Here is a 14,769-nt window from a genome sequence, read left to right on the forward strand (position 1 = left end):
ATTTCCAAACATCCTTGACTTAGATCAAGTAGCACCCGGTCGCCGGAGCGGTAGCGTCATCGCATCATAGCGAGTGACCCATGTCCGACAGCCAATCCCCTCCCGGCCTCCTGCCGGGCTTCATCTCCTCCCTGATCTCCCCGCTTCCCAGGGCCCCCATGGAAGAAATTCTCTCCCGCCTGATCCGCAACCTGATTGCCAGGCGGCCCGACCTGATGACCCGTCTTGGAGAAACGGCAGAGGTTCCGATCGCCGTCGTGCCCGATGACCTGCCCCATGCCTTTCATCTGTCCCTCGACCGATACAATCCCAGGGTCCGCATCGTGGACAAGGAACGGGTCAAGGACGCTTCGGCCGTCATCCGGGCGCCGTTTCTCGTGCTGCTGGGGCTTCTGGACGGCACGTTCGACGGCGACGCGGTCTTTTTCAGCCGCAGCCTGCGGATCGAAGGGCGGATGGATCATGTCCTTGCCTTGCGGAACACCCTGGAGGAAGCGGACCTGACACCGGCCGAGTTCGCCGGCCTGACCGGCACGGCCGCCGATCTTGCCAACCGGTTTGCCGGCCGGGCGCTCGGCATGGCGCGTTACATGACCGGCGCTCGCGAACTGGATCCGCCGGCGTCGGGAAGCGCGCGCTGATGACGAACACCCCTCTCCTTGAACTGGTCTGCCCAGCCGGCACCCCGTCCTCGCTGCGCACCGCGGTCGATGCCGGCGCCCACGCCGTTTACTGCGGCTTCAACGACGAGACGAACGCCCGCAATTTTCCGGGCCTCAATTTCTCCCCCGATGAACTGCGCGACGGCATTGCCTATGCGCACAAGGCAGGCGCAAAGGTTCTGGTCGCCATCAACACCTTCGCGACCGCCGGTGCGACCGAAACCTGGCGAAAGGCGGTCGACCGGGCGGTTACAAGCGGCGCGGACGCGATCATCGCGGCGGATATCGCCGTCCTGGATCATTGCGCCACACACCATCCGAAGCAGCGCCTGCACCTCTCCGTCCAGGCCGCCGCCAACACGCCGGAAGCGATCGAGTTCTATGCGCAGACCTTCGGCGTCAAGCGCGTCGTCCTTCCGCGCGTTCTTTCGGTGTCTGAAATCGCCGCGCTCAACGCGGAAATCTCCGTCGAAACGGAAGTCTTCGTCTTCGGCGGGCTCTGCGTGATGACGGAAGGACGCTGCGCGCTGTCCTCCTATGCCACGGGCAAGTCCCCCAACCTGACCGGCGTCTGCTCGCCGCCCGACCATGTGTCCTATTGCGAGGACCCGTCCGGCAATCTGCTGACGCGGCTCGGCGGGTTCACCATCGACAGTTTCCCCCAAGGCGAGCCGGCCGGATACCCGACGCTGTGCAAGGGCCAGTTCACGGCTCGCGGCAAGACAAGCCACCTGTTTGAAGACCCGGTCAGCCTGAACGCCGCCGATCTGCTGCCGGATCTGGCCAGGGCCGGCGTGACCGCCCTGAAGATCGAGGGCCGCCAGCGGGGCAAGGCCTACATCGGCCAGGTGGTGCGGGCCTTCCGCTCCGCCGTGGACGCCCTCGCCGCCGGCGCCGACACCCTTCCCGACATGGCCGCCCTGAAAGGCCTGTCGGAAGGAGGACGCCAGACAGCGGGCTCCTACCGGAAAACCTGGAGATAGGCGGATATGAGCGCAGCTCCCATCGAACTCGCCCTCGGGCCATGTCTCTTCAACTGGCCGGCGGACCGGATGACCGATTTCTATGCCCGGATCGCGGACGAGGCCCCGGTCGAGCGGGTCTATGTCGGCGAGGTCGTCTGCGGCAAGCGCATGCCCTTCACCGATCCGATCTGGGCAGACGTGATCGAACGGCTGACCGGCGCGGGCAAGACGGTCGTCTTTTCATCGCTGGCGCAACCCTCCAGCAAACGGGACCGCAACGCGCTGACCCTGCAGGCGGGCTACGACCTGCCGATTGAAATCAACGACATGTGCATGCTTCCCGCGTGCACCGGCAGACCGTTTACCGCCGGTCCGTTCCTCAACTGCTACAACGAGGTCTGCCTTTCGTTTCTGGCGGCGCGCGGCGCGACCGACTGGTGTCCGCCCGTGGAACTGCCGCTCTCCTCGATCCGGACAATCGCGGCGCTGGTTCCCGAAGTCGGGATCGAACTCTTCGCCTTCGGCCGGTTGCCGCTGGCGCTCTCCTCCAGGTGCTATCATGCCCGCTCCCATGGCCTGAGCAAGGATTCCTGCCAGTTCGTCTGCGACAAGGATCCGGACGGGATGGATGTCACCACGGTGGACGGGCAGCGCTTCCTGGCCACCAACGGGATCCAGACCCTTTCCGACAGCTGCCAAGTCGCAGCGCTTGCCCCGGATCACCTGCGCAGCCTCGGCATATCGCGGCTGCGCCTGTCGCCCCATTCGACGGACATGGTTCGGGTCGCTAGCCTTTTCCGGCAATGCCTGGACCGGGAGATCGCCCCGGACGAACTGGAAGCCAGGCTGGAGGAAACGGGCCTGCCGGCCCCTATCTGCAATGCCTATCTGAACGGAGACGCAGGGTGGAAGAAAGAGACACTGAGCCTCTAGGGCCTTTCCCGTTCGACGGCACAGGCGAGCGTCCCGATGACTGGCTCAACCGGGTTCAGCGCGCCCTATCCGCCCTGGATCTGCCCTGTGCGTGCCAGGACAAGGTCGACCGCACCATCCTTGCCCTGGAGGAATGGGAAACGCAGAAAGTAAGGCGCCGTCTGGTCTCGGATATCCTGGAGGACTTCTCCCGCCTGAAAGCGGGACTTGCTTACCTGGGCGAGCTGCAGCAGCTCGGCCGGCAGCCGGTCCCGGCGGAGGTTCTCAAGGATCACTCCGAAAGCCTGAAATTCCTCGCCGACACGGCAGACCGCTGCGCCCGGCATCTTGACGCCCTGGCCCGGGTCGACGGCAAAGAGGCCAGATCCTAGGCTGTTGTTGCCAGACCGAGCCTTTTGAGCCGGTAATCGAGTTTGGCGCGGGAGATTCCCAGCTCGCGGGCTGCCGCGGCAACATTGCCTTTGGTCCGGGTCAATGCGGCCTGATAGGTCTGCCGCTCGACGTCCTCGAATGGAACGGGCTCCTGTGCGGATCCGCCGCCGCTCAAGGAGCGCGTGAGGTCGAAAGGCGTGAAACCGAGGCGTCCTTCCCGGGAGAGGTTGACGGTGAAGCCCGGCAACGGCTCGGAACCGGCAAAGAGATGGATCACGTCGATCTGGCCTCCCTCGTCGGCATAGACGACACCGCGTTCCACGAGATTCTGCAATTCCCGGATATTGCCCGGATAGTCGTATTTCAGCAGCGCATCGGCCGCCCGGCGGGTGAAACCGGTAACGGTTTTTCCGTGCCGCTTGGAGTAGGTGCTGAGAAAATGCGCCATCAGAAGCGGAATGTCGTCGCGCCGCTCGCGCAGCGGGGGTATCGCAATCGGAAAAACGCACAGGCGGAAATAGAGATCCTGCCGGAAGCGGTTCGCTGCGACCTCTTCGGCGAGATCGACATTGGAGGCCGCCACGACCCTGACATCGACATGGGTCGTCCTGGCCGCACCGACCCGCTCGATTTTCCGCTCCTGAAGGGCACGCAGCAATTTGCCCTGCGCCGAATAGGTCAGCGAGGCGACCTCGTCGAGAAACAGCGTGCCGCCAGAAGCGCGCTCGAAATAGCCAGGGCGGGAACTGGTTGCGCCGGTAAAGGCCCCTTTTTCCACGCCGAACAGTTCGGATTCCACCAGATTTTCCGGAATGGCAGCGCAGTTGATGGCGACGAACGGCCCCTTGGCCCGCCGGCTCATTTCGTGGAGCTGGTTGGAGAAGAGTTCCTTGCCGACACCGGATTCGCCGACGAAGAGCACCGTTGCCTCGGTCTCCGCCACTTTCTGAAGCAGAAGCCGTGTCCGCACGAAACTGGCCGAAACGCCAACCGCGATACCGTCGCCATCCGGGCCTGCAACAGGTTCCGCGTTCTGCGTCTTCACGGTCCGCGCCGGATAGCTGCGGCGGTTCTTCCATTCCAGCCCGAAATATTCGCGTTCCGGCGCATCGCGACCCCAGGCATCGGCATGCTGGCCGACGACAAGACACCGCTTCGCGCCCATGCCCGCGCATTCGATCTCGCGGAAGATCACCGGTTTGCCGAACAGCTGTGTCGTATAACCCGACGGATAGCCGGTCTGCAGCCAGCAGACCGGCTCGCTGGCCAATCCGTAGCTGGCGATATGCTCGGCGGCTTCGGAGGATTCGTCCCAATAGAACTCACCGAAATAGGTGCCCCTGGTTCCGTCGAATTCGAAATGTTTCGTGGTTACCTTGACGAAACCCTCCAGCGTGTGGACACGCGGGCCCGCGGCAAGCGCATGGGTCAGGTCCTCGTTGGGAAACCGCTTCTGGATCAGCTCCGCATCGCGCAGACCCTGCATGTAGCCCACCCGCATGAAGATCGCCTTCGCGGCCTCGGTGCCGAACGCGTCTATGATCTCGGCGCGCAGCCGGCCCAGCACCAGGGACTGCATCAGGACCATACGCTGATCGTTGAGCCATATCCGGCCATCGCCCAGTGCGAAATGCAGTGCCTCCGTGAGATCTTCGAAGGTCGGTGCCGCCCCGGTACCCAGCTCGCTGCTGGCACCGCGCGTCAGGATCTTCGACGCGCGCCGAGAAGCTTCCGCGAGCGAGATGAGCGTTTCCCTGGATTTCATCCTTTTCCTCCCGCCTCATGAATTCATGAAATCAGGAGAATTGAAAGTTCAATTCATCAAATAGTGAAAATTTCTAAGGCGAATTCAGAAGCCGGGAAACGACGGGAGCAGAATGCCCGTCCACCCTTTCGTTTCCTATGACGCTGATTTCACGCGATATCTCCGGTCGATAAGTGCTTTCCCCGATACCGCGCGGGGAATTGGCACAGCACTTGCGACGTCTCCGCCGGCCCGCTTGAGGAGGCGGCTAGGGAGGAGATCGGTCATCCGGTCAGTTGAGATTTTGAGCCCCGGGACTGGTCCCGGGTCGACGGCGGAGCTGTGGCTTCGGGCCGCCCGCCGGTGAAACGAAATCGGGAGGACAGACATGAACGTGGAAAATCAGCAATTCATCGCCACCGGGAAATGGGAAGGTAAAGCCCTGTTTTCCGATTGGCAGACGACCAGCGCAGGCGTCGCGCAGGTCTGCGATCCGTCGACCGGCGAAGTGCTGGCCACCGTCGGGATCGGCGGTGCTTCCGATATCAGGAGAGCCGCCGCCGAGGCGCGCAAGGCGCAGCGCGAATGGGCGAAGACCCTGCCGACCGTCCGTCAGGCGATCCTCAACAAGGCCGCCGACCTCCTGGAACAGAACGCGGAAGAGCTGATCCCCTGGATCATGAAGGAATCGGGCTCCATCCAGCCCAAGGCGGGCATCGAAATCGAACACGGCGCCCTGTTCATCCGCAACTCGGCCACCCTGGCAACCCAGCCGACGGGCATAATGATTGCCGGCTTCGACGAGCGCACGAATTACGCAAAGCGTGTGCCGCATGGCGTTGTCGGCGTCATTTCGCCCTTCAACTTTCCGCTGGTGCTTTCCGTACGCGCCATTGCCTCGGCATTGGCGCTCGGCAATGCGGTGGTGCATAAGCCGGATCCGCGCACACCGATCTCCGGCGGCATCATAATCGCCCGGATCTTCGAGGAAGCCGGTTTGCCGAAGGGCGTCTTGCAGATCGTTCCCGGCGGAGCGGAAGCCGGCGAGGCGCTGTGCTCCGATCCCGATATCGCAATGATCTCGTTCACAGGCTCGGCAAAGGGTGGTTCGCGGGTCGGCGAACTTTGCGGCAAGCATTTGAAGAAGGTTCAGCTTGAGCTTGGCGGCAAGAACGCACTTGTTGTCCTCGAAGACGCCGATCTCGACATCGCGGCATCGAATTCCGCTTGGGGCGCGTTCCTGCACCAGGGCCAGATCTGCATGGCGACGGGGCTCATTCTTGCTCATGAGAGCGTGGCCGGCGCGCTGACCGAGCGCCTCGTCGCCAAAGCCGCGCATCTGCCGTGCGGCGACCCGTCCTCCGGCCAGGTGGCGCTGGGGCCGATCATTTCCGACAATCAGGTCGAGACCATCCAGGCCATCGTGGACGACGCAGTTGCCAGGGGCGCGGACCTTCTTGCCGGCGGCACCCATGACGGGCGGTTCTACGCGGCGACCGTTCTTTCAGGCGTCAAGCCCGGCATGCGCGCCTTCGAGGAGGAAATCTTCGGCCCGGTCGCCTGCATCGTCTCCTTCGGTACGGATGAGGAAGCTGTCGAACTCGCCAATATGAGCGATTATGGCCTCGCCGCCGGTGTTATCTCCAAATCCACCGGCCGTGCCCTGGCGCTCGGCGAACAGCTCAATGTCGGCCAGCTCCATATCAACGACCAGACGGTCAATGGCGGCCCGTTCGCGCCCTTTGGCGGACGCGGCAAGTCCGGCAACGGCAGCCGTATCGGCGGTCCCGCCGACATCGAGGAATTCACCCAGTGGATGTGGATCTCGGTGAAAGACGAAGCAACGCCCTACCCGTTCTGATCCTCTCGCGGCCCGCTTTCGGCACCTGCGGGCGCCGGAGCGGGCCGTCCCCCGTTTCCTTCGAAGATCTGGAGAATGAATGATGCAAATCCGTGCCGCGATCGCCCGTGAAAAGGGTGCCACTCTCAGCCTTGAAAATATCGAGATCGACGAGCCGCGCGCCGGCGAGATTCTGGTCAAGGTTGCCGCCACTGGCGTCTGCCACACCGATCTGGTGGTCCGCGACGGCATGCTGCCGACGCCGATGCCCGTGGTGCTTGGCCACGAGGGGGCCGGTGTGGTGGAGAAGGTCGGCGGCGCGGTCACCAAGGTGAAACCGGGAGACCATGTGGTGATGACCTTCGATTCCTGCGGCGCCTGTCCGAGCTGCCGGGAACATGCCATCACCTACTGCCACGAATTCTTCCCGCGCAACTTCTTCGCCACGCGCGCAGATGGAACCACCGCGCTGAAGAAGAACGGCGAAGTGATCCATTCCAACTTCTTCGGCCAGTCGTCTTTCGCGACCTATGCGCTTTGCGGTGAAGCCAATGTGGTGAAAGTGCCGGACGACGTGGAGCTGGCGCTGCTTGGCCCGCTTGCCTGCGGCGTTCAGACCGGCGCGGGCGCGGTGATGAATGCGCTCAAGGTTTCGCCGGGCAAAAGCTTCGCGGTGTTCGGGACCGGTTCGGTTGGCCTGTCCGCGCTCATGGCCGCCAAGGTTGTCGGTGCGACGACGATCGTTGCCGTCGATATGAACGACGAGCGCCTGAATAACGCCCGCGAGCTCGGCGCCACCCACACGATCAATCCGGGCAAAGCGAACGCGAGCGAGGAAATCATGAAGATCACCGGCTACGGCGTGAACTTCGCTCTCGACACGACCGGCCTGCCCGGCGTTATCCGCAGCGCGGTGGAAAGCCTTGCACCGATGGGCGCCTGCGGCATTCTCGGCGCCTCGGGACCGGAGGCGGAGATTGTTCTCAACGAGACCCATTTCATGAGCGCGGGCCGCAAGCTGATCGGCATCGTCGAGGGCGAATCCAACCCGGATGTCTTCATCCCGATGCTGATCGAGCTCTACCGCAAGGGCGATTTTCCCTTCGACAGGCTCGTGACGTTTTACGACTTCGAAAACATCAACGACGCAATCCGCGATTCAGAGGCCGGACGGGCCATCAAACCGATTGTCCGCATGCAGTAGCCGGATGGCCGTTGCCGGTCACGGGAAAACGGGAGAAAACATGTCCAAGGAACAGCTCGATTTTATTCTGCAGGTCAGCGCCGAGAATCCGCCGCCGGAAAATGCCGGTCCGGCCGAAATGCGCGTCTGGTTCGAAGCCATCAACGAACAGACACCCATTGCCGAGGGTGCGATGATCGAGAACCTGTCGGTCGGCCCCTGCGGCGCGGAGATGATCCGCATGCCGGATACCAGGCCGGGTCAACTGCTCATTTTCTACCATGGCGGCGGTTTCCTGTTCGGTTCGCCGCGTTCGCACCGCGTGATCGCCTCGAATCTGGCGCGGGCCTCGGGTGCGGCGGTGCTCAGGGTCGATTACCGTCTGGCTCCGGAACATCCCGCCCCGGCAGCGCATGACGATTGTCATGCCGCTTACAGATGGGCGCTTGATCAGGGCTATGCGCCTTCTTCGATCGCGCTGTGCGGCGATTCAGCCGGTGGCAACATGGCGCTTGCTACGGCTGTCCGCGCCCGCGACGAAGGTTTACCTCTGCCGGCCTGTGTCGTGCTGATGTCACCGGCTCTCGACCTGGCCGATGACGGCGACTCCCATCGCTCCGTCGTGGACGCCCCCCTGCTGACGCCGGAGCTGATGGGCCTGTTCAACATGATCTATATCGGCGATGGCGACCGCCGTTCGCCGACCGTCACGCCGTTCTACAGCGACATGGCCGGCCTGCCGCCCGTTCTGGTGCATGTGGGTTCGTGGGAAATCCTGCACGACGACAGCATCACGATTGCCGAGCGGATCAGCGCCGCGGGCGGAACCGCGGAGCTGAAAATCTGGGACGGCATGGTTCATTCCTGGCAGCTCTTCGCGCCGATGCTCGACGAGGGCATGGCCTCCATCGACGAGGCCGGTGCGTTCGTCAAAAAGCACCTGAACTCATAAGATCCGCCCTGCCGCCGGATGACTGCGTGGAGGGTGAAGACGCGATCCTTGAGGACAGCGTCAGCGGCGGGCGATGTCGAGGATGGCGACGTGCCAGGTACATGACGCCCCGGCGGGGTCGCCGGCGAAGCTCGAGCTGTTCGGCGATCGTGCCGTGCGTAAACGGTCCTCCCCGATCGTCGACTCGGTTCCCACGTTGCCCGGGAAGCTCATCACAGGTCCGCGGACCGGTGCGCGCTTTGCTCAGCCCGCCCAGGCGAAATAGGCCAGGTAAAGCGATCCCAGCGTTCCCAGCCCGAAGACCGGAACCCGGATGAAGGGCACGCCGCTGTAATAGAGTGGAACATAGGCCGCACGGCCCAGTACGATCAGCAGTGCGACAAGCGCGCCACCCGGGATGACGGCATCCGACAGCGTCGCAAGCACCAGAGCCGGCACAACATAGGCCGCCGATTCCACCTGGTTCTGAAAGGTCCGCGCCACCCGCAGGGCAAAGCCCGATTTCTCGACCGGCGGGCGGTTCGACGAAAAACCGAAGGCGAGGCCCTGGGTCGCATAGGTGGTCATGATTTCCATCCCGAGCGTGGCGATCGTGATCAGGACAAAGGCGGCAAGCGCGTTTTCGTAACTCATGTCGGCATCTCCCTTGGCGCCGTTCACCCGGCGGGGGTTGCGGCCGTCGCTGATTGGTGTATTCAATCCATTCGGCTAGATATATATCTAGTCAATCGGATAGATTGTCAATTCCGGAATCGCGACACATGCCAAGGCGCCGAAAAACCGACCCCGACCAAGCCCTCACCGCGGCAGCGCTTCTGTTCTGGCGCGAAGGCTACCACGCCGTCGGCACACGCCAGATCGAGGCCGAGACGGGTGTCACCCGGTTCACGCTTCAGACCGCCTACGGCGGGAAGATGCCGCTGTTTCTGAAGGCCCTTGACCACTACCTCGATCGTTTCGAAGCGACGCTGGCACCGAGGATGACCGATGGTCGGCTTGAAACCCTTGCCCGGTGGTTCGAGGCCAACGTCCCGCCGGAGGATTTGGCACCGGGGGCCCCATTCGGCTGTCTGATGGTCAACAGCATTTGCGAATTCGACGGCGGCGATGCCGGCGTGTCGGCCCGCGCGGAACGGTTCTTCACGATGCTGCGGCAGGGATTCGGTGAGGCTCTGGCAGCGATCGAGCGCAATGGCGCAATGGCGCCGGGGCTGGATATCGAGGCGCGAACCCAGCTGCTGACCGCCTGCGCGGTGTCGATGAACATCGCGATGCGGGCAGGAAGCGCGGGCGGCGACCCGGCAGCCATTGCGCGAGCCGCCGCGGTAATGGTCCGGTCCTGGGCACCGGCAGACTGCGGTCCGCACATCTAGGGTCAGAACTCATCGCAATTCGTCTGTGGGCCGGCATCCGGATGTCGGCGGCTCACCGGATCAGTCGCGCCAATGCGACTTGAGCACATCCACGCCACGCTCTCCGACCGCGCGCATTTTTGCGGACAGCTCCGGCGACTTGGCAATGCGCGCCAGCGAAACGGCCCCCAACAGCAGCGCCATCATGGCCAGGCCCGGGTCCACGTCGTCCTGCTCGCCGGTCGCCAGCAGCGCCGCCATTCTTTCCATGGCGGACGATGCCTCGGTCTGTGCCGGCCCATCATCACGCGCAATCTCCGCACCCAGCGCGATGAGCGGGCAGCCGTGGCCCGGGTCGCCGACATGCTCCGATGACAGATATCGGGCGAGGAAACGCGCCTGCGCCTCCTCCCGATCCGGCGCGGCTTCCGCTTCCGACAGCAGTTCCTCGACCGCACGCCGAAAGGCGGCGGTGACCAGCGCCTGCTTCGAATCGAAATGTCGGTAGAATCCGCCATGGGTGAGGCCGGCAGCTTTCATGATATCGGCGACGCTCGTTGCTTCGATACCTCGCTCGCGGAACAGACGCGCGGCGGCGGTCAGAATCCGGTCATGACTCTCCTCTTTCGCGCTGGCGGACATACGCGGCATTCGGGCCTCCTTGCAGGCTTGACAATTTAGCTTTCAAGTATCATCTAAATATTAAGATTACAATCATCATCCAAATGAGTTGCCAATGCCAGACCCCTCGCCCAAGGCCTCCCCCACTGCTCCGCGCTTTGTACCCGACCGTGAGCTTTATCCCTTCGCCTCCCATTGGCAGGACCTGGGCGACGGCAACCGCGTGCATTATCTCGATGAGGGAAAAGGGCCGGTTCTGCTTCTCCTGCATGGCAATCCCGCCTGGTCGTTTCTCTACCGCAAAATCATCACGCAGCTCAGCCGATCGTTCCGCTGCGTCGCACCCGACCTGCCGGGTTTTGGCCTTTCAGTGGCAAGTCCCGGCTTTGGTTTCACCGCCCGGGAGCATAGCGACGCGATCATCGACCTGATCGACCGGCTCGACCTCAAGGGGGCGACCGTGATGGTGCAGGACTGGGGCGGACCGATCGGGTTGCGCGCCGTTCAGGCCCGGCCGGACCGGATCGACCGGCTGATCATCGGCAATACCTGGGCATGGCCCTTTGACCGGCGCGGGCCGCGGATGTTCTCGGCGCTGATGGGCGGTTTGCCGGGGCGCGTCGCGGCCTTCGGTTTCAACGGCGTGGTGCGGTTCTTCTTTCGAAAGGGCGTCGCCAATCCCCTGCCGCGCCAGGCCTTGCAAATGTACCTTGCGCCCTTTCGCAAGCGAAGCGCGCGCAGACCCACCCACATCTTCCCGCGAGAACTGACGGCGGCCGAGCCCTTCCTTCGCGAGGTCGAGCGTGGCCTGGCGGCCATCTCGGACAAGCCTGCGTTGATCCTTTGGGGAGACCGCGATTTTGCGTTCAGGGAGCACGAGCGCGCTCGTTTTCGGGCGCTCTTTGCCGATCACCGCGACATAACCCTGCACGGTGCCGGGCATTTCATCCAGGAAGACGCGCCCGACGCGATCTGCAAGGCGATCGAGGCGTGGTTTTCCGTCCCACCGCTCCCCGAAACACCAGGGACCGCACGTTAAGGAAAGGACATCACCATGTTCGACACAATTGCGACATTCTACGTCCAGAGCTTCGGCATCTTTCTGACCGCCGTCGTGATCGGACTTCTGGCGTTAGGCGCCTTTCGAGCGAATATGGCTCCCCGGCGCGCGGCCTGGATCATCGCTGCGCTGGCAGCCTTCCTGTCGTTGTGGTTCGTCGCGATGGGTCCGCTGGCGCGGGCCGGACTCCTGTTGCCGCCGCCGACGCTGACCGATCCGCCCTTTGCGCTCATGCCACTCATCGGCGGAGCGGTGCTGCTGTGGAGCCTTGGACGGTTCACCCAATCCGGCCGCGCCATTCTGTCCGGTCTCGACCAGCATCATCTGATCGGATTTCAGGTCTTCCGGATGATGGGCGGACTGTTCCTTCTGGGATGGGCGATGGGAAGGATCCCGTGGGAATTCGCCCTGCCGGCGGGAGTGGGCGACGTCTGGGCCGGCGTTGCGGCGATGCGGGCGCTTTCCGCGCTCAATCGGGGGGAGCCGGACGCCGGGCACAAGGTGCTTTGGGCCAATGTCGTTGGCCTCACCGATTTCGCCGTGGCCGTGGCAGCCGGAGTGACCACGTCCGAAGGTTTCCTGCACATTCTGTCGCTCGATGCCCCCAACATCATAAACCTCTATCCGCTGGCGCTGTTCCCCGCCTATTTCGTGCCGATCTTCATCGCCTTCCACCTGTTCTCGCTCGCGAGACTTGGGCAAGGCGCCGACGCCGTCCAGACGGCTCACGCGTGACGGGAGGCCGGGATGTTCATGAAAAGCATTGAAACCCTGATGTTCCGCCACGAGGGGTCATCGCTGGGCGCCGGTTCGCACTCTCCCATCGGGCCACCAGATTCACACATCTTCGACCGCCTTGCCGTTTGATCGATGCGATTGGATTGCCCGAACAACTTCGCCGGGCAATGACGTCCTCGGGAAATGGTGATGCCCATCCGGCCGAACGCCGTCATCACACGGCGAAGTCCGGGTGATCCAATCCACCTCGCCATAATTCCGGATGGTCGGAAGGACATATCCTTCTCCGCCGCACCTCCGGGACAGATGGCATTGGAATGAAATGTGTGAATGTTGTAGCCCATTGGGACTGAACACATGGACTTTCCTCATGGGCAATCGCTCTGGGCTTTCCCTCAAGCCCTGCTGGACGCCAGATCGGCGCCTTTCCTGAGGTTGCGGAGCTTTTTCCAGGTGACTTCCGGGTCGATCTTGCCGTAGCCGGCAAAGGTGCCGAAGCCGCAGTCGGTGCTGGCGATCACCCGGTCTGGACCGACGATATCCACGAAGCGCTGCAGCCGCTGGGCGATCAGCTCCGGGTGTTCCACGTAGTTGGAACAGATGTCGATGACGCCCGGCGCCAGGATCTTGTCGTCCGGGATGTCCGCGTCCCGCCAGACCGTCCATTCGTGCTCGTGGCAGGGGTTGGCGCTTTCAAACAGGATGGTGCTCGGGCGCGCGCCCAAGACGACATCGATCACCTTTTCAAGCGCGATATCATGATCGTGCGGGCCCTCGTAATTGCCCCAGCACAGATGCATGCGCATCCGCTCCTTCGGCAGGCCTTCGGTTGCCGCATTCAGGGCCTCCACATTGGCGGCGGCGATCTTCACGAACTCTTCCTCCGACGCATCCTGGTAGCCGGTGTGGGCGGACATGGCGAGATCCGGACAGTCGAACTGGATATCCAGCCCGGCATCGAGAATGGCCTCGTATTCCGGCCGCATCGCCGCGACCAGGGCCTCCAGATAGGCCTCGTGGCTCGGGTAATAGCGGTTGACCTGAAACGCCGTGATCAGCCCCGGCGACGCCGCGTTCATGAAGGCCCGGGTCCCCTCGCCCTTCTCGGCAAGTGCTGTCTTGAAGCGGCGGATATCGTCGAGGGCCGGCTGCAGATCAATGAGCTTGACCTCGCCGATGCAGGACGCGCGGGTGAACTCCTGCTTCCCCATGATGGCGCTGAGCTTTCTGGCAAGGTCCGGATGGGCGGCGAGGTCCTTCGCGGGCTTGCGGTCGATATGCCCGCCGAAGCCGCTCAAGCGCTCCTGCATGTAGGTGGAATAGCCAACCTTGCCCAACTCACCGTCGGAGACGATGCTGACACCAGCCTCGCGCTGATGCTGGACCGCCTCGTTGATCGCCGCCTGAACGGCCGCCTCGAATTCGGCTTCGTCGAAGTCCTCGCCATGGTCCTTCGCCAGAAGCAGGGCGGACAGTTTATCGCCGCGCGGCAGGCTGCCCACGTGGGTCGTCTCGATTGCCATTTGTTTCCTCGGGTGGTTGTTGTTTGTTGGGTCGTCAGGGGTCCGCGGCGATTGGGGACGTGGCGATGTATGCCGGCAATCCAGACGGCGCGGAATTAGGCCCGAAGGTTGACGATCCTCGCGGGAATTGCAACCGGCATGTATGCATTTTCGCGTTCGGAGGAAGGCTCCGCCGGATCGGCGCATGGCCCCTTCCCTTCCAACCGGTCAGGTCAAGCCTAGGTTTGGGGATTGGGCAGCACGTACACCTCGCGGGGCACTTTATGGATGGTGTGTGATGGTCGTGAAGATCGGAAGCTTCCAGTCAGTGCGGGCGAACAAATGACTAAAACTGGGACCTATGCTACCCGACATTTTTGGGCAGAAGTTATAGTAGGCGGACACTCTAGTTTTCTCGCCAAAATTCAGCACATTAATGTTTCAGAATGCGAGAGCTTGATCACCCCCAAGAAATTCGCTTAACCAGCCTCAGGAAAGATCGGGATCCTGCGAGTAAGACTGTCTGATTCCAACATGGTCTCGCTACGCGTCTTTCAACCGCCTAACAAAGTACCAATAAGTGTCAACGCGCCACTCGCCATCAAATTACCCGCGGCTCCAGCCAAAGCAGAACGGGCGTCCGTAAGCAGTCCCTTTAGCTTACTGACATTCGGTTCGGGCATTTCTACTTCAACAAGTAATCCGCCAACAGCCAATGCTAGGCTTCGTGGACAAAGGGTATCCAGAGTTTGACTGAGGCGAGCGCGACAAAGCCGAGGTAGGATTCCTTGGTTTTGTCGTAGCGGGTCGCGATGCGCCGCCAGTTCTTGAGTTTGTTGAAGAGG

14 protein-coding genes and 1 pseudogene are annotated in these 14,769 nt (G+C 62.8%); 10 read left to right on the forward strand and 5 right to left on the reverse strand.

All coding sequences use genetic code 11. The annotated features are described in order from the left end of the window. Positions 1 to 80: 80 nt before the first annotated feature. Genes ubiT through HK439_RS25545 form a run of 4 tightly spaced genes read left to right on the forward strand, consistent with a single transcriptional unit; the run spans position 81 to position 2,931 of the window. A complete protein-coding gene (gene ubiT, locus HK439_RS25530) occupies positions 81 to 641 on the forward strand; it encodes a ubiquinone anaerobic biosynthesis accessory factor UbiT (RefSeq protein ID WP_190294325.1) in 561 nt (186 codons plus the stop codon). Further along, on the forward strand, positions 641 to 1,645 hold the full coding sequence (gene ubiU, locus HK439_RS25535; RefSeq protein WP_190294326.1) for a ubiquinone anaerobic biosynthesis protein UbiU: 1,005 nt from the start codon (positions 641 to 643) through the stop codon (positions 1,643 to 1,645). The genes ubiT and ubiU overlap by 1 nt, the downstream gene beginning before the upstream one ends. 6 nt (positions 1,646 to 1,651) lie before the next feature. Next, positions 1,652 to 2,560 (forward strand): ubiquinone anaerobic biosynthesis protein UbiV, encoded by a 909-nt coding sequence (ubiV, locus tag HK439_RS25540; protein ID WP_190294327.1) that lies wholly within the window; start codon positions 1,652 to 1,654, stop codon positions 2,558 to 2,560. Further along, the gene (locus tag HK439_RS25545) at positions 2,533 to 2,931 is read left to right on the forward strand and encodes a hypothetical protein (RefSeq protein WP_190294328.1); all 399 of its coding nucleotides are present in this window, start codon (positions 2,533 to 2,535) and stop codon (positions 2,929 to 2,931) included. The genes ubiV and HK439_RS25545 overlap by 28 nt, the downstream gene beginning before the upstream one ends. Here HK439_RS25545 and HK439_RS25550 read toward each other — a convergent pair. Continuing rightward, complete coding sequence (locus HK439_RS25550; RefSeq protein ID WP_190294329.1) at positions 2,928 to 4,697, reverse strand: sigma-54-dependent Fis family transcriptional regulator; 1,770 nt, start codon at positions 4,695 to 4,697, stop codon at positions 2,928 to 2,930. The two genes, HK439_RS25545 and HK439_RS25550, sit on opposite strands and share 4 nt — an antisense overlap. 367 nt (positions 4,698 to 5,064) lie before the next feature. Here HK439_RS25550 and HK439_RS25555 point away from each other — a divergent pair, with 367 nt between their 5' ends. The 3 genes from HK439_RS25555 (at position 5,065) to HK439_RS25565 (ending at position 8,651) form a co-directional block, all read left to right on the forward strand. Beyond that, entirely contained in the window at positions 5,065 to 6,537 is a 1,473-nt protein-coding gene (locus HK439_RS25555) for a benzaldehyde dehydrogenase (protein ID WP_190294330.1), read from the forward strand. Between the two features lie 82 nt (positions 6,538 to 6,619). After that, positions 6,620 to 7,720: an NAD(P)-dependent alcohol dehydrogenase gene (locus HK439_RS25560; RefSeq protein WP_190294338.1), complete on the forward strand. Its 1,101-nt coding sequence runs from the start codon at positions 6,620 to 6,622 to the stop codon at positions 7,718 to 7,720. 40 nt (positions 7,721 to 7,760) lie between these two features. Next, positions 7,761 to 8,651, forward strand: a complete 891-nt coding sequence (locus HK439_RS25565; RefSeq protein WP_190294331.1) for an alpha/beta hydrolase — start codon at positions 7,761 to 7,763, stop codon at positions 8,649 to 8,651. Between the two features lie 243 nt (positions 8,652 to 8,894). On the opposite strand, the gene HK439_RS25570 is transcribed toward HK439_RS25565, so the two are convergent. Continuing rightward, positions 8,895 to 9,284 carry an MAPEG family protein gene (locus tag HK439_RS25570; protein WP_190294332.1) on the reverse strand — a complete coding sequence of 130 codons (390 nt, stop codon included), beginning with the start codon at positions 9,282 to 9,284 and terminating at the stop codon, positions 8,895 to 8,897. Between the two features lie 128 nt (positions 9,285 to 9,412). Between HK439_RS25570 and HK439_RS25575 the strand changes: the two genes are divergently transcribed. After that, complete coding sequence (locus tag HK439_RS25575; RefSeq protein WP_190294333.1) at positions 9,413 to 10,024, forward strand: TetR/AcrR family transcriptional regulator; 612 nt, start codon at positions 9,413 to 9,415, stop codon at positions 10,022 to 10,024. 60 nt (positions 10,025 to 10,084) lie between these two features. On the opposite strand, the gene HK439_RS25580 is transcribed toward HK439_RS25575, so the two are convergent. Continuing rightward, entirely contained in the window at positions 10,085 to 10,654 is a 570-nt protein-coding gene (locus HK439_RS25580) for a TetR/AcrR family transcriptional regulator (protein ID WP_190294334.1), read from the reverse strand. Between the two features lie 85 nt (positions 10,655 to 10,739). On the opposite strand from HK439_RS25580, the gene HK439_RS25585 reads away from it, so the two are divergent. Both HK439_RS25585 and HK439_RS25590 read left to right on the forward strand, forming a co-directional pair. Beyond that, a complete protein-coding gene (locus tag HK439_RS25585; RefSeq protein ID WP_190294335.1) occupies positions 10,740 to 11,663 on the forward strand; it encodes an alpha/beta fold hydrolase in 924 nt (307 codons plus the stop codon). 15 nt (positions 11,664 to 11,678) lie between these two features. Further along, positions 11,679 to 12,419, forward strand: a complete 741-nt coding sequence (locus tag HK439_RS25590; RefSeq protein WP_190294336.1) for a hypothetical protein — start codon at positions 11,679 to 11,681, stop codon at positions 12,417 to 12,419. A gap of 398 nt (positions 12,420 to 12,817) precedes the next feature. Here HK439_RS25590 and HK439_RS25595 read toward each other — a convergent pair whose 3' ends face one another. Both HK439_RS25595 and HK439_RS25600 read right to left on the reverse strand, forming a co-directional pair. Then, entirely contained in the window at positions 12,818 to 13,945 is a 1,128-nt protein-coding gene (locus HK439_RS25595) for a cobalamin-independent methionine synthase II family protein (RefSeq protein ID WP_190294337.1), read from the reverse strand. 697 nt (positions 13,946 to 14,642) lie between these two features. Continuing rightward, positions 14,643 to 14,769: pseudogene (locus HK439_RS25600) on the reverse strand (IS5/IS1182 family transposase); the annotation flags it as partial.

This window comes from Roseibium aggregatum, assembly GCF_014692675.1.
GTDB lineage: Bacteria > Pseudomonadota > Alphaproteobacteria > Rhizobiales > Stappiaceae > Roseibium > Roseibium aggregatum_C.

What these genes read in the sequence shown, in the direction of transcription:
- HK439_RS25555 (WP_190294330.1), top strand. Translation starts at nt 5,065, where the DNA reads ATGAACGTGGAAAATCAGCAATTCATCGCCACCGGGAAATGGGAAGGT.
- HK439_RS25595 (WP_190294337.1), bottom strand. Translation starts at nt 13,945, where the DNA reads ATGGCAATCGAGACGACCCACGTGGGCAGCCTGCCGCGCGGCGATAAA.
- HK439_RS25560 (WP_190294338.1), top strand. Translation starts at nt 6,620, where the DNA reads ATGCAAATCCGTGCCGCGATCGCCCGTGAAAAGGGTGCCACTCTCAGC.
- ubiV (WP_190294327.1), top strand. Translation starts at nt 1,652, where the DNA reads ATGAGCGCAGCTCCCATCGAACTCGCCCTCGGGCCATGTCTCTTCAAC.
- HK439_RS25570 (WP_190294332.1), bottom strand. Translation starts at nt 9,284, where the DNA reads ATGAGTTACGAAAACGCGCTTGCCGCCTTTGTCCTGATCACGATCGCC.
- HK439_RS25550 (WP_190294329.1), bottom strand. Translation starts at nt 4,697, where the DNA reads ATGAAATCCAGGGAAACGCTCATCTCGCTCGCGGAAGCTTCTCGGCGC.
- ubiU (WP_190294326.1), top strand. Translation starts at nt 641, where the DNA reads ATGACGAACACCCCTCTCCTTGAACTGGTCTGCCCAGCCGGCACCCCG.
- HK439_RS25580 (WP_190294334.1), bottom strand. Translation starts at nt 10,654, where the DNA reads ATGCCGCGTATGTCCGCCAGCGCGAAAGAGGAGAGTCATGACCGGATT.
- HK439_RS25575 (WP_190294333.1), top strand. Translation starts at nt 9,413, where the DNA reads ATGCCAAGGCGCCGAAAAACCGACCCCGACCAAGCCCTCACCGCGGCA.
- ubiT (WP_190294325.1), top strand. Translation starts at nt 81, where the DNA reads ATGTCCGACAGCCAATCCCCTCCCGGCCTCCTGCCGGGCTTCATCTCC.
- HK439_RS25590 (WP_190294336.1), top strand. Translation starts at nt 11,679, where the DNA reads ATGTTCGACACAATTGCGACATTCTACGTCCAGAGCTTCGGCATCTTT.
- HK439_RS25585 (WP_190294335.1), top strand. Translation starts at nt 10,740, where the DNA reads ATGCCAGACCCCTCGCCCAAGGCCTCCCCCACTGCTCCGCGCTTTGTA.
- HK439_RS25565 (WP_190294331.1), top strand. Translation starts at nt 7,761, where the DNA reads ATGTCCAAGGAACAGCTCGATTTTATTCTGCAGGTCAGCGCCGAGAAT.